Genomic DNA, 13275 nt, shown 5'->3' with positions numbered 1-13275 from the left:
CATGTTCTTTACCTTTTTCGGCACCGTGATCATTGCCGGTATCATCGGCTATGCGTCCGAGCGCAGCGGTTTCACGCGTAACGGCTATGTCCCCTCGATCATTATCTGCATCGGTGGGGCCTTCCTGTTTTACATGATTTCCCGCATGTTCCACATCGGCTTTGGCAGCCCCGGTCTCAACGCGATTATCTCGTCCATCGGGGCGTTGATCATCGTGCCAACCCATTGGCGTAAATAGAGTCGTCCAGGCCACACTCCGAACAAATAACGAAAAATTGTAGACGTTTCCCGTCGGTCCGCGTTAAGATTCTCTTCATAAACGCGGCCGCTTGAACGAGCCGCTTACATATGAGGCATATAGCAGTGGCTTTCTTCGGATTCGGAGGCGATACAGCCGCGCCGAAAGTGACCGTGGTAACCACCATGAAGGACGAGGGTGCCTACATCCTCGACTGGGTGGCGCATTACCGGGCACTGGGAGCGACGGATATCGTCGTGTTTACCAACGACTGCAGCGATCAGACGGACATGATCCTGCGCAATCTCAACCGCATGGGCGAAGTGCATCACCGGTTCAATCGCGTGATGCGCCGTGGGCCGCACAAGAGCGCCCTGATGTGGGGCGAACACGAGGCTGCAGTGCGCGAAGCCGACTGGATTTTCGTGGCGGATGTGGACGAGTACCTGCAGATCAACGTCGGTGACGGCACGTTCAAGGCGCTGATCGACGCCTTTCCGGGGGTCGATGCGATCTCTCTTGTCTGGCGCATCTTCGGCAACAACGGCGTAGAAGGGATCGAGGATACACCCGTCCCGCTGCAATTCACCCGCGCCCAACCCTTTGAGGGCCGCGAGGGTGAGCACCGCTTTTTCAAGACCCTGTTCAAGAATGACCGGACCAAGTTCAACCGCATGGGGGTGCACCGCCCCTTCGTGCAGCAGGACGCCGGGCCGATCAACTGGATCACGCCGGACGGCACCCGGTTCGACGACCGGCAGATCAAGGGCGCGCTGCATGTGAACACGGGCTATGGCTATGACGTGGCACAGCTCAACCACTATGCGCTGCGCTCGATGGGCGCCTTCCTGAACAAACAGCGGCGCGGGCGCGCGAACCACCAGAACGGCAAGATCGAATTCAGCTACTGGAACAAGTTCGACCGCAACGACGTCGAGGACCTTGGTCTTGTCCATCGCTTTGACAAGGCGCTTGCGATCAAGGAGCTGCTCCTGCGGGACGAGGCCGTGGCGCGTCAGCACGCCAAGGCAATTGACTGGGCGCAACGCATGGCCATCAAGGCCCGCCGTCAGCCCATGGCTAAGAAATTCCTTGCCAGGCTGGCCGAACGTATCGAACTGGATCAGGCCGCCTGACGGCCTGTCCGCTTTCTTCTTCGAGGATACCTCAATGGCTATTTCCGACACGCTCGCCGTCCGCATCATGGATGTCGTGACCGAGCATTCCCTTGGCGGCAATATCGTGATGCTGGGCCGCCAGCGCTGGATCGGGCGCCGCCGCAAACGATCGGCAGCGCTCTTTGACGAGACCCTTGAGAAGTATTTTCCGGGTCTCACCGAAGAGGATCTCAAGAACAGCGACAACCATTTCTGCGAGACCTTTTTCCAGAAGATCGGCTTTGATCAGGTCGACAGTATGGACGTGTCGGATTTTGAGGACGCCTCGATCGTGCAGGACCTTGCCGGGGAGCTTCCCGAAGAGCTGCACGAGCGCTTTGACGTGGTCTATGACGGGGGCACCTGCGAACACGTGTTCGACCTGCCCACCGCCTATCGCAACATCAACAGGATGCTCAAACCAGGTGGGGTTCTGATCGGCCATTCGCCCTGCAACAACTGGATCAACCATGGCTTTTACCAGATCACACCCGAGATGGTGTACGGCTTCTGGGAGAAAACGCTGGGCTACGAGGTGCTGCAATGCGCGCTCCAGCCGATGTTGCCGATGTTCGCGCGTCGTGTTGTGACCACGTCGAACCCGAACGAGACCGGCGTGCGCCCGCGCCTTCAGGGCAAGTTGCCCGAAGGTCCGGTGATCCTCACTTACGCCGTGCGCAAACCGCTCGAAGGGGCCGGGGACGGGAGCGAAAAAGTCTATCAGACTGATTATCAGAAACGCTGGGACGACAGCGCCGGGATCGCGGCGGAGTAATCCCTAGAGCTTGAAAGGCGCCATGCCCGCGCGGGCCAGCTCGTCCGCGCGCTCGTTCTCGGGGTGACCGGCATGGCCCTTGACCCATTCCCAGGTCACGTCGTGACGCGCCTGTGCCGCGTCAAGCCGTTGCCACAGGTCAACGTTCTTAAGCCCGCCCTTCTTTTTCCACCCGTTGCGCTTCCAGCCGTGGATCCACTTTGTGATCCCGTCTTTCACATAGGCGCTATCGGTGACGATGGTGATCGTGCTTGCCCGCTCCAGCGTTTCCAGCGCCGTGATCGCCGCCATCAGCTCCATGCGGTTGTTGGTGGTTTCCGGTTCACCGCCGGACAATTCTCGCTCTTTGAGCACGGTATCGCCGTCCATGGCGCGCATCAGCACGCCCCAGCCTCCGGGGCCGGGATTTCCGGAACAGGCTCCATCGGTATAGGCAAAAAGATCAGGCACGTGCAGTCATCAGGATATAAGGGTCAATGCTTCCAGACAGTCCCTTGCCCTCTCCAGTCACGGCTTGCAACAGCGAAAAACCGGCCTTTTCCAGATGTTTGCGCAATTCCGCTTCCGAGTAATAGGCATAGAAGCGACCCAGACTGTCGCGTGCTTCGCCTTCACCCAGTTTCAGGCCCAGAAAAAGGCATCCACCGGGGCGCAGCGCGCGTTTGATCGCGTCGAGGTGGCGCGGGAAATCAGCCTTGGGCGCGTGCAGCAGAGAAAAGCTGGCAAAGACCCCGTCATAGGCGTTGGTCTCTGTCAGGTCGTCAAATGTGCCCAGCCGCGCGTCGATCCCGTTGGCGCGTGCACGCTCCACGAATTCCGGTGTGGCATCCAGCGCGCTGACGCTCAGGCCGCGCTGCACGAGTTCCCTTGCTTGCAGGCCCGGACCGCAGCCCAGATCCAACACATGCGCTCCGGGGGAGAGCGCGGCACAGAACATGTTCAGCGCGTCGACTTGATCCTTTGACACGGGCAGAGCCGCATAGTCGTCGTGCTTGCGGGCATAGACGCCAAGGGTTTCCCTGTCGCTCATGCCCGCTCCAGTGCCAGCCGTCCGGCCAGGGCGACGAAGATGGCCGCAAAGCCCCGGTTCAGCCAGTGCATCACCGTTGCGCTGCCAAGCAAGAGGTCACGCGCGCTTGCCGCAAACAGGCCGTAAAGGACAAAGACACCAAAGGTCATCGCCATGAAGACCGCCCCGAGAAGGGACATCTCCATTGTCGCGGTTGTCGGGTTGCCCGACAGAAAGGGGGGTAGAAGCGCAAGAAAGAACACCGACAGTTTCGGGTTCAGGATATTTATGAGCGCGCCCCGGCGCGCGACGGCCGCTCCGGGCTGGGCCCGTGTTTCGGCGCTCACCGACAGTGCGCCGCCGCTGCGCAGGGCCTGCCAAGCCAGATAAAGCAGATAGGCGACACCGGCGAATTTCACGATGTTGAACAGCAGCGCGGATGTATGCAGCACTGCCGCCAGCCCCAGCGTGGCCGCCACCAGGTGCGGGACAATTCCGAAGGTACAGCCCAAAGCCGCCCAGAGCGCGGCGCGCCTGCCTTGTCCAAGCCCCATGGCAAGCGTGTAAATCACTCCGGTTCCGGGCGCGATCACCACCACAAGGGCGGTCAAGAGGAACTGGGCAGAGATCATGAAATGTCCTTTCGGGCAGCGACCCTAATAAACGATGGTAATCGCAAGGCAGGTCACGACAACCGCCGTGAGCAACAGGCGCAGCCGCATCCACCAGGGCGGGGTCAGACCCCATTGATAAAAAGCGTAGTCCAGAAGCAGCAATCCGGCAAAGCCGAACATAAGGTTGGTGGCGGCGCCAATCGGCCCGCCGCTAGTCATGAAAAACGCCCAAAGCGCCGGGATCGTCGACAGGACATAGCCGATGGCGGCGCGCGATCCCTCGACCTTGGTGGCAAAGCCCCAGAGTACGCCTGACATGAAGGCAAGGATCACCGAGCCATAAAAAAGCTGCACATACGGGCCGACAAAACGCGGCCCCAATGCCGAAGCGCCCCAGTCACGCCAGTCGGGCATCAAAATCGTCAACGCCCCCCAGACAAAGGGGATCAGCCCGGCAAGACCCAGAACAAGCGGTGCGGTTGGAATGCGGATCATGCGTCCAGATCCCTGAGCACGCGGGGCACCTTGAAATTCACCCGTTCAACCGCGGTTTCCACCTGTTCCACCGACACGTCGAACCGCTCGCGGAAGGCGTCGATCACCTCGTTCACCAGAACCTCGGGCGCGCTCGCCCCAGCGGTAATGCCGACAGACCCCACGCCCTCAAGAGCGCGCCAGTCGATCTCGGTGGCGCGCTGCACAAGCTGCGAATAGGCGCAACCATTGTTTGCACCAACCTCGACAAGTCGCCGCGAGTTCGAAGAGTTGGGCGCGCCCACGACAAGGATCGCATCCACCTTGGGCGCAATCGCCTTGACCGCCTCCTGCCGGTTGGTGGTGGCGTAACAGATGTCTTCCTTGTGCGGTCCGACAATATTGGGAAAGCGGTTCTGAAGCGCGGCGACGATGCCGATCGTGTCGTCCACCGACAGCGTGGTCTGGGTGACGAAGGCCAGCTTGTTCGGGTCGCGCACCGAAATCGTGGCGACGTCTTCTTCGGTTTCCACCAGCACAACCTCACCCTCGGGGAGCTGCCCCATGGTGCCGATGGTTTCCGGGTGGCCCGCATGGCCGATCATCACGATCTGCAAGCCATTGTCGGAATGGCGCTCGGCCTCGATATGGACTTTGCTAACCAGCGGGCAGGTGGCATCGACATAGATCATCTCGCGCCGCTCGGCTTCGGCTGGAACCGACTTGGCAACGCCATGGGCGGAAAAGATCACTGGACGGTCGTCGGGACAGTCGCCCAGTTCTTCGACGAATACCGCCCCCTTGGCGCGCAATCCGTCTACCACAAATTTATTGTGCACGATCTCGTGGCGGACATAGACCGGGGCGCCCCACTTCTGAAGCGCCATTTCGACGATCTTGATGGCGCGATCCACACCGGCGCAGAAGCCACGCGGGGCGGCGAGATGGATGGTCAGGGGGGGCTTCGTCATGGAACGTCCTCGCGGCTGTGCGTGAAAGACCTAGTGTCTCATCGCGCCCACGTCCAGAGGCTTGACCTTCCAGTGCGGGAAGGGCGTAACCGGAGAAGAAATATGCGAGGAGTTTGGCAATGAAACAGGCGGGCATGGCGGCGATTCTGGGAGGCGCCGCGTTGATAGCGACTGTCGGGGCAGGGGTGGCCGAGGGGTTTTTGCCCTATGAGAATACGGGCGCGGTGGCACGCGGCCAAGCGATCTATGTTGAGAATTGCGCAAGCTGTCATGGTGCAAACCTGGAAGGGGAAGACAATTGGCGCGACCGCGGCGCAGACGGGCTGATGCCGGCCCCGCCCCATGATGAAAGCGGGCACACGTGGCATCACCCGGATCAGGTGCTGTTCGCTATCACCAAGTATGGCACGGCCAAGGTGGTCGGGCAGGGTTATGAAAGCAACATGCCGGGCTTCGAGGACGTGCTGAGTGATGAACAGATCCTCGAAGTGCTTGCCTATATCAAAAGCACCTGGCCCGCGCGCGTGATCGACATGCACAACGCGCGCAACGGCGGCTAGACCAGCCCGCCACGAAACCACAAAAGAAAACCGGGGCACTTGGCCCCGGTCCGGTCTTACTTGGCGCTGAACTCGACCTCGCGGTCGCGGTCCGGCATCGGATCGCGCGGCGGGCGCCCGATCACTTCGCGAAGCCCTTCCAACTCGATGAAGTTGTCGGCCTGACGACGCAGCTCGTCCGAGATCATCGGCGGCTGGCTGCGAATGGTCGACACCACCGAAACACGCACACCCTGGCGCTGCAGGCTCTCCACCAGCGGCCGGAAATCCCCATCTCCGGAAAACAGCACGATATGATCTACGCGCGGCGCAAGCTCCATGGCATCCACAGCCAGCTCGATATCCATGTTCCCCTTGACCTTGCGACGGCCCTGGGAGTCTGTGTACTCCTTGGCCGGCTTGGTCACCATGGTGAAGCCGTTATAGTGCAACCAGTCCACCAGAGGGCGGATCGGCGAATACTCGTCATTCTCCAGCAAGGCTGTGTAGTAGAATGCCCGAAGCAATTTGCCACGTCGCATGAATTCCTGCCGCAGCAGTTTGTAGTCGATATCAAAGCCCAGCGATTTCGCTGCGGCATACAGATTCGACCCATCTATGAACAGCGCAAGCCGTTCGTCCTTATAAAACATCAATAATGTCCTTTCTGACTCTGCCGCGCCTTGAAAGTCCCGTGAGTAAAAAAGTGCAGGCACAACAGCAGTTATAAGGTAAAGAAATTTGGCTTGCCTTCAAGCCGTGGATCGCCTTTTTACATGCGTACGTTACAAAAGGTTAACAAAAAGTGAATGAATGCGCGCTCTTAGCTCTTGGCGGCAACCTGCCAACTGATCTCGGCACGCCTGCCGAAACCATCGCCGCAGCGCTCAAGCGGTTGAATGAGGGCCAAATTCGCCTTTGTGCGGTCAGCCGATTCTTCCAGACGCCGTGTTTTCCCGAAGGCGCCGGCCCTGATTACGTGAACGCGGCAGTATCGGTGCGCACATCGCTTTCGCCTAAGGCTCTGTTGCACGAGCTTCACGCCATCGAGGCTGATTTCGGGCGCGCGCGCGAGCAGCGCTGGGGCATGCGCACGCTGGATCTCGATCTGGTTGCCTATGGCGAAAAGGTGCTGCCTGACCCGGTGAGCCAAACGCATTGGCGCGACCTTCCGATCGAAGACCAGAAGAAGAAGGCTCCCGACGACCTGATTCTCCCGCACCCGCGTCTGCAGGACCGCGCATTCGTGCTCGGGCCGCTTTGTGACATCGCTCCGAACTGGATTCACCCCTTGTTGGGCAAGTCCTTGCGCGATTTCCTTGCGCAATTGCCGCAATCAGACCGGGATGCGCTGAAACCCCTGTGAATCAGTGCTTGTCAAGGGGGGAAAAGCCCCTTACATACACGGCTTCCTATCCGATCCAAGAGAGTGGAGTGCCCCATGGCCCGCGTTACCGTAGAAGATTGCGTCGACAAGGTTCAGAACCGCTTTGAGCTGGTGATGCTCGCGGCCCACCGCGCACGCGAGATTTCGGCCGGTGCCCCGATCACGCTGGATCGTGACAACGACAAGAACCCGGTCGTGGCCCTGCGCGAGATCGCAGAGGAAACCCAGACCGCGGAAGAGCTGCGCGAGCGCCTGATCGAGGAAAACCAGACCCAGATCGAGGTGGACGAGCCGGAAGACGACAAGATGGCTCTGCTGATGGGTGCCGAAAGCGATGCGCCTGCGGATGACGACATGTCCGAAGAAAAGCTGCTGCGCGCGCTGATGGAAGCACAGGGTCAGGGCTGACCCCCCAAGAGAACCACAGGTAGGCACGCATGATCCCGGCAGACGACCTTGTCGATCTCATTCGCGCCTACAACCCCCGCACCAATGAAGCGCTGATCCGCGCGGCCTATGACTATGGCCGCGACATGCACGAGGGGCAGTTTCGTCGCTCGGGCGAGCCTTATTTCACGCATCCCATCGAAGTGGCGATGATCCTGGCCGAACAGCATCTGGATGACGCGACGATCATCACCGCCCTATTGCACGACACGATCGAGGACACCCAGGCGTCTTATGATGAGGTTGCGGGCAAGTTCGGCAACGAGGTCGCAGTGCTCGTGGATGGTGTCACCAAGCTGACCAACCTACAGCTCAGCTCGACCGAGACCAAGCAGGCCGAGAATTTCCGCAAGCTGTTCATGGCCATGTCCAAGGACCTGCGGGTTATCCTCGTCAAGCTGGCCGACCGCCTGCACAACATGCGCACGATCAGGGCGATGAAGGCCGAGAAACAGGTCCAGAAAGCGCGTGAAACCATGGACATCTATGCCCCGCTTGCCGGGCGCATGGGGATGCAGTGGATGCGCGACGAGCTGGAAGACCTTGCCTTCAAGGTTCTCAACCCCGAGGGGCGCGCTTCGATCATGCGGCGGTTCATCACGCTGCAAAAGGAAACCGGTGATGTGATCGAACGGATCACCGCCGACATGAAAAAAGAACTGTATAACAACGACATCAATGCCGTTGTCGTCGGCCGCGCCAAGAAGCCCTATTCGATCTGGCGCAAGATGCAGATGAAGGAGCAGGGATTTTCGCGCCTGTCCGACATCTATGGATTTCGCGTCATCACGGATAACGAAAACGATTGTTACCGGGTACTTGGGGCGATTCACCAGCGCTGGCGGGCCGTGCCGGGGCGGTTCAAGGATTACATCAGTCAACCCAAGTCGAACGGCTATCGGTCCATCCATACGACGGTGTCGGGACGTGACGGGCGCCGGGTCGAGGTGCAGATACGCACGCACCAGATGCATGACGTGGCCGAATCCGGTGTTGCGGCGCACTGGTCCTACAAGGATGGCGTGCGGGGCGAAAACCCCTTTGCGGTCGACCCAGTGAAATGGATCAGCGGCCTGACCGAACAGTTTGACGCCGAGGAAGACCACGAGGATTTCCTCGAGGCGGTCAAGCTCGAGATGTATTCGGACCAGGTGTTCTGCTTCACGCCCAAGGGCGAGGTGGTGAAGCTGCCGCGCGGGGCGACCCCAATCGACTTTGCCTATGCCATTCACACCCGTATCGGTCATGCCTGTGTCGGCGCCAAGATCGACCACCAGCGGGTGCCGCTCTGGACGCGGATCAAGAACGGCCAATCGGTCGAGATCATCACTGCCGAGGGCCAGACGCCCCAGGCGACTTGGCTGGACATCGCAACCACCGGCAAGGCGCGTACCGCCATCCGCCGCGCCCTGCGCGAGATGGACCGCGAAAGGTTTGTCAGGCTGGGAGCGGAACTGGCCCGCGCCGCGTTCGAGCATGTCGGCAAGAAGTCGACCGACAAGGTGCTCGAGATCGCCGCCAAGAACCTGCGTTTCAAGGAAAAGGACGAGGTCCTTGCCCGGCTCGGCTCGGCCGAGCTGACGGCAGCCGAAGTGGTGCAAGCGGTCTATCCCGACCTGGCTCCAGAACAAAGCGACGAAGTGTCGGGTGAGCGCGCCGTGATCGGCCTGTCCCCGGATCAAAGCTTTCACCGGGCCCCCTGTTGCCAGCCGCTTCCGGGCGAGCGGATCGTGGGCATCACTTTCCGTGGCAAGGGGGTGGTGGTGCACGCCATCGATTGTGATTCTCTTGGCGATTACGAGGACCAGCCCCAGCGCTGGCTGGACCTGCATTGGCATGCGGGGCAGCACAAACCGATCTATACGGTTCAGATCTGGGTCACGATCGGCAATGACGCGGGCGTACTGGGACGTATTTGCACATTGATCGGAGAGCACGGGGCCAATATCTCGGATCTGGAGTTCGTGGACCGCAAGCCGGATTTCTATCGTCTTCTCGTCAGTGTCGATCTGAGCGATGCCAAGCATCTGCACAAATTGATGATGGCGCTCGAGGCGGAGTCGGATGTGGCAGAGATCGAACGCTATCGAAACCCCGAGAAGGCCCGCGCATCGTCCGAGGGCTGATCAGCAAAGGAAACGTCACCTGTGGTTTTCAAGCGCCGCGATAGAAGACCCCTCTACCAGGTGGTGGCGGAATTCTTCTATCCGCGTGGTGGTTGGACCCGGGCGTTCCACTATGTACGGCACCGTCTGCACCGTTTGCCGGGCACACCGGAATTCATCGCGCGCGGTATCTGGTGTGGGGTGTTCACCACGTTCACGCCGTTTTACGGATTGCACTTCGTGGTCGCTGCGATCCTTGCGCGTGTGCTGTCGGGGAACCTTCTGGCGGCCCTGCTGGCGACATTCTTCGGCAATCCGCTGACCTACCTGCCGATCGGGGTGATCTCGCTCAAGACCGGGCATTTCCTCCTGGGGACCGAGTTCCACGAGGGCGCGCATCAATCCCTGGCGGCGAAGTTCGCCAATGCCGGCGGGGACCTGTGGCACAATTTCTGGGCCATGTTCAACGATGACACCCCCGACTGGACCGGGCTCAGCATCTTCTATGACGAAGTGTTTTTCCCCTACATGATCGGCGGCATCCTTCCGGGCATCATCGCGGGCACGATCGCCTATTACCTTTCGGTGCCCGTGATCCGCGCCTATCAGAAACGGCGTGTGACGCGGCTTCGCAAGAAGATGGAAAAGGCGCGTGCCAGGGCCGCCGAACAGGCAGCCCGTGCTGCGGCTTCTGAAAAGGCCAAGCGGTAAAGAAAGCGGTTTTCTTGCGCGCCTTGGCGTCATAGGGTCCGCATCACTGACCAACAAACTACGAGGGCTGTCACCATGCTGCGTCTTGGGGTGAATATCGACCATGTGGCCACCGTGCGGAATGCGCGGGGCGGGGCCTATCCCGATCCTGTCCGCGCAGCGCGTATGGCGGAAGAGGCTGGCGCCGACGGTATTACCGCGCACCTGCGCGAAGATCGCCGCCACATCCTTGATGCCGACATCGACGCGCTGATGGAGCACCTGACCGTGCCGCTCAACTTCGAGATGGCCGCCACGGACGAGATGCAGCAGATTGCCCTGCGTCACAAACCCCACGCGGTCTGTATCGTGCCCGAAAAGCGCGAGGAGAAGACCACCGAAGGCGGTCTGGAAGTGGCGCGCGAGGAAAACAAGCTGGCCCATTTCATTGCGCCCCTGCGCGAGGCGGGTTGCCGGGTGTCGATCTTCATTGCCGCCGACCGGCCCCAGATCGAGGCCGCCAACCGGATCGGCGCCGAAGTGATCGAACTGCACACCGGTGCCTATTGCGACTATCATGCCGAGGGCCGCTTCGAAGAGCGTGAGGCCGAACTGGTCCGGCTGACCGAGATGGCAACTTTTGCCCACTCACTTGGATTGGAAGTGCACGCGGGCCACGGGCTGACCTTCGACACGGTCAAACCCATCGCGGCCTTGCCCGAGGTGATGGAACTCAATATCGGCCACTTCCTGATTTCCGAGGCGATCTTCTCGGGAATTACCCCCGTGATCCACGAAATGCGCCGCCTGATGGACGAGGCGCGGGCGGAAAGTGCAAAGGCATGAAGGGCGCATGATCCTCGGCGTGGGCACAGATCTGGCCAATATCGACCGTGTCGCGAACACGCTCGAACGGTTTGGCGACCGGTTCCGAAACCGGGTTTTCACCGACGTGGAGCAGGCCAAGGCTGAACGTCGCCGTGATACCGTGGGCACCTATGCCAAGCGATGGGCCGCCAAAGAGGCGTGTTCCAAGGCGCTGGGCACCGGCCTGCGCATGGGGATCAGCTGGAAGGACATGTATGTCTCGAACCTTCGCACCGGGCAGCCTGTCATGCACGTCACAGGCTGGGCCAAGACACGCCTCGACGACATGACACCGCCGGGGCACGAAGCCATCATCCACGTCACCCTGACCGACGATCACCCATGGGCACAGGCCTTTGTCGTGATCGAAGCCCGCCCGATCCAATCCACGCCGGGTTGACACCCAGCGCGCCGCCCCTCATGTAACGCGCCAAAGCGCAACCGGAGAGACAGACATGGCAGACAAGGCCAAGAAGAAAGACGGCGGCATCGTCGAGACGATCAAGACGATCGTCTATGCCCTGCTGATCGCGGGCGTCTTCCGCACTCTGTTCTTTCAGCCCTTCTGGATTCCCTCCGGGTCGATGAAGGACACGTTGCTGATCGGGGATTTCCTGTTCGTCAACAAAATGACCTATGGCTATTCCTACGCCTCCTGCCCATCGATCCGCATCCCCGCCGTGGGCATCAATATCGACGCCAAGAACCTCTGCGGCTGGCTGGATGGCGACAACACCCGCATTCTGGGCGGTGAACCCGAGCGCGGCGATGTCGTGGTTTTCCGCCACCCGGTCACCGGGTTTGACTTCATCAAACGCCTGATCGGCCTGCCCGGCGACAAGGTTCAGATCATCGCCGGCGTGGTGCATATCAACGGTGAAGCGGTGAAGCTTGAAGATGGCGGCCTGTTCGAAGAAACCGCAGGCCCGCAGGGCCCGCAACGCCTGCGCCCGCGCTGTGAAAACGGCCCCGTGGGCGATGGCGGTCTCTGCGTGAAGTCGCGCCAGATCGAGACACTGCCGGGCGGGGTCAGCCACGCGATCCTCAACATCACCAATCAGGGCTCGGACAATACCGGTGTCTACACCGTCCCCGAAGGCCATTATTTCTTCATGGGTGACAACCGGGACAACTCGACCGACAGCCGTGTGCCACAGGCCGCGCGCGGGGTGGGGTTCGTGCCTTATGAAAACCTGATCGGGCGCGCGGATCGCATCATGTTCTCTTCTGCGGGCAAGTCGATGTTTGCCTTCTGGACTTGGCGTTCGGACCGTTTCTTCAAGGGCATCTATTGAAGCTTTCCGCCGACCTCCAAGCGCTCGAAGCGCGGCTTGGCCACACGTTCTCCCGGCCAGACCTCCTCGTGCGCGCGGTGACGCATTCCTCGCGCTCCTCTACAACGCGCGAAGACAACCAACGCCTCGAATTTCTGGGCGACCGGGTGCTTGGCCTCGTGATGGCCGAGGCGCTTCTGGCCCATGACCGCGGCGCTTCCGAGGGCCAGCTTGCCCCGCGCTTCAACGCGCTGGTGCGCAAGGAAGCCTGTGCCGAAGTGGCCGCCGAGATCGACCTTGGCGCGGCGTTGAAACTGGGCCGCTCCGAGATGATGTCAGGTGGGCGACGCAAGCAGGCGCTCCTGGGCGATGCGATGGAGGCCGTGATTGCCGCCGTCTACAAGGATGCCGGGTTCGAGGTCGCGCGCGATCTGGTGCTGCGCCTGTGGGGCAAGCGCATTCAGACGGTCGAGGCTGATGCCCGCGACCCCAAGACCTCCCTTCAGGAATGGGCGCAAGGGCGGGGGTTAAACCCGCCAAGCTACATCATGCTGTCCCGCTCCGGCCCCGATCACGCACCCATTTTCACCATCGCCGTGCGGCTCGATACCGGACAGGAAGCCCAGGCGCGTGACGGCTCCAAGCGCAAGGCCGAACAGGCCGCTGCCAAGGCGCTGCTGGACAAGCTGACGGGCTGATCCCGGCGTTTCCAACCGTGCCCTGTGTCG

Annotated in this window: 18 protein-coding genes; 12 read left to right on the top strand and 6 right to left on the bottom strand. The window is 60.9% G+C overall.

Translation table 11 applies throughout. The annotated features are described in order from the left end of the window. Position 1 precedes the first annotated feature (1 nt). From BMZ35_RS05225 to BMZ35_RS05215, 3 genes are all read left to right on the top strand, one after another. A complete protein-coding gene (locus BMZ35_RS05225; RefSeq protein WP_093091528.1) occupies positions 2-238 on the top strand; it encodes a hypothetical protein in 237 nt (78 codons plus the stop codon). A gap of 110 nt (positions 239-348) precedes the next feature. Beyond that, positions 349-1374: a glycosyltransferase family 2 protein gene (locus BMZ35_RS05220; protein ID WP_093091526.1), complete on the top strand. Its 1026-nt coding sequence runs from the start codon at positions 349-351 to the stop codon at positions 1372-1374. A 34-nt stretch (positions 1375-1408) separates the two neighbouring features. Continuing rightward, positions 1409-2170, top strand: a complete 762-nt coding sequence (locus tag BMZ35_RS05215; RefSeq protein WP_093091524.1) for a class I SAM-dependent methyltransferase — start codon at positions 1409-1411, stop codon at positions 2168-2170. Positions 2171-2173: 3 nt separating this feature from the next. Here the strand turns inward: BMZ35_RS05215 and rnhA are convergent, their stop codons facing one another. The 5 genes from rnhA to ispH are packed head-to-tail and all read right to left on the bottom strand — an operon-like array spanning position 2174 to position 5238. Further along, positions 2174-2620, bottom strand: coding sequence for a ribonuclease HI (rnhA, locus tag BMZ35_RS05210; protein WP_093091522.1), 447 nt, complete (start codon positions 2618-2620; stop codon positions 2174-2176). Then, entirely contained in the window at positions 2613-3200 is a 588-nt protein-coding gene (locus BMZ35_RS05205; RefSeq protein WP_093091520.1) for a class I SAM-dependent methyltransferase, read from the bottom strand. Before BMZ35_RS05205 ends, rnhA begins: the two co-directional genes overlap by 8 nt. Then, positions 3197-3811, bottom strand: a complete 615-nt coding sequence (locus BMZ35_RS05200; RefSeq protein WP_093091518.1) for a LysE family translocator — start codon at positions 3809-3811, stop codon at positions 3197-3199. The genes BMZ35_RS05205 and BMZ35_RS05200 overlap by 4 nt, the downstream gene beginning before the upstream one ends. A gap of 24 nt (positions 3812-3835) precedes the next feature. Continuing rightward, positions 3836-4288 carry a DUF3429 domain-containing protein gene (locus BMZ35_RS05195; protein WP_093091516.1) on the bottom strand — a complete coding sequence of 151 codons (453 nt, stop codon included), beginning with the start codon at positions 4286-4288 and terminating at the stop codon, positions 3836-3838. Then, on the bottom strand, positions 4285-5238 hold the full coding sequence (ispH, locus tag BMZ35_RS05190; protein WP_093091514.1) for a 4-hydroxy-3-methylbut-2-enyl diphosphate reductase: 954 nt from the start codon (positions 5236-5238) through the stop codon (positions 4285-4287). Before ispH ends, BMZ35_RS05195 begins: the two co-directional genes overlap by 4 nt. Positions 5239-5357: 119 nt before the next feature. Between ispH and BMZ35_RS05185 the strand changes: the two genes are divergently transcribed. Then, on the top strand, positions 5358-5798 hold the full coding sequence (locus tag BMZ35_RS05185; RefSeq protein ID WP_093091512.1) for a c-type cytochrome: 441 nt from the start codon (positions 5358-5360) through the stop codon (positions 5796-5798). A gap of 56 nt (positions 5799-5854) precedes the next feature. Here the strand turns inward: BMZ35_RS05185 and BMZ35_RS05180 are convergent, their stop codons facing one another. Further along, positions 5855-6430 carry a LabA-like NYN domain-containing protein gene (locus BMZ35_RS05180; RefSeq protein ID WP_093091510.1) on the bottom strand — a complete coding sequence of 192 codons (576 nt, stop codon included), beginning with the start codon at positions 6428-6430 and terminating at the stop codon, positions 5855-5857. 152 nt (positions 6431-6582) lie between these two features. On the opposite strand from BMZ35_RS05180, the gene folK reads away from it, so the two are divergent. The 8 genes from folK (at position 6583) to rnc (ending at position 13245) form a co-directional block, all read left to right on the top strand. Continuing rightward, positions 6583-7143, top strand: coding sequence for a 2-amino-4-hydroxy-6-hydroxymethyldihydropteridine diphosphokinase (folK, locus tag BMZ35_RS05175; RefSeq protein WP_093091508.1), 561 nt, complete (start codon positions 6583-6585; stop codon positions 7141-7143). 75 nt (positions 7144-7218) lie between these two features. Beyond that, complete coding sequence (gene rpoZ / locus BMZ35_RS05170) at positions 7219-7572, top strand: DNA-directed RNA polymerase subunit omega (protein ID WP_093091506.1); 354 nt, start codon at positions 7219-7221, stop codon at positions 7570-7572. Positions 7573-7601: 29 nt separating this feature from the next. Then, the gene (locus BMZ35_RS05165) at positions 7602-9737 is read left to right on the top strand and encodes a RelA/SpoT family protein (RefSeq protein WP_093091504.1); all 2136 of its coding nucleotides are present in this window, start codon (positions 7602-7604) and stop codon (positions 9735-9737) included. A gap of 21 nt (positions 9738-9758) precedes the next feature. Next, positions 9759-10427, top strand: coding sequence for a DUF2062 domain-containing protein (locus BMZ35_RS05160; RefSeq protein ID WP_093091502.1), 669 nt, complete (start codon positions 9759-9761; stop codon positions 10425-10427). A gap of 75 nt (positions 10428-10502) precedes the next feature. Next, the gene (locus BMZ35_RS05155; RefSeq protein WP_093091500.1) at positions 10503-11252 is read left to right on the top strand and encodes a pyridoxine 5'-phosphate synthase; all 750 of its coding nucleotides are present in this window, start codon (positions 10503-10505) and stop codon (positions 11250-11252) included. A gap of 7 nt (positions 11253-11259) precedes the next feature. Beyond that, complete coding sequence (gene acpS / locus BMZ35_RS05150) at positions 11260-11673, top strand: holo-ACP synthase (protein WP_093091498.1); 414 nt, start codon at positions 11260-11262, stop codon at positions 11671-11673. A gap of 55 nt (positions 11674-11728) precedes the next feature. Then, entirely contained in the window at positions 11729-12568 is an 840-nt protein-coding gene (gene lepB / locus BMZ35_RS05145) for a signal peptidase I (protein WP_093091496.1), read from the top strand. Beyond that, positions 12565-13245 carry a ribonuclease III gene (gene rnc / locus BMZ35_RS05140; RefSeq protein WP_093091494.1) on the top strand — a complete coding sequence of 227 codons (681 nt, stop codon included), beginning with the start codon at positions 12565-12567 and terminating at the stop codon, positions 13243-13245. The genes lepB and rnc overlap by 4 nt, the downstream gene beginning before the upstream one ends. Positions 13246-13275 lie beyond the last annotated feature (30 nt).

The sequence above is a fragment of the Shimia aestuarii genome (assembly GCF_900114635.1).
GTDB lineage: Bacteria > Pseudomonadota > Alphaproteobacteria > Rhodobacterales > Rhodobacteraceae > Shimia > Shimia aestuarii.
Note: the sequence above shows the minus strand (reverse complement) of the source record. Positions and strands in the feature narration are given on the sequence as shown.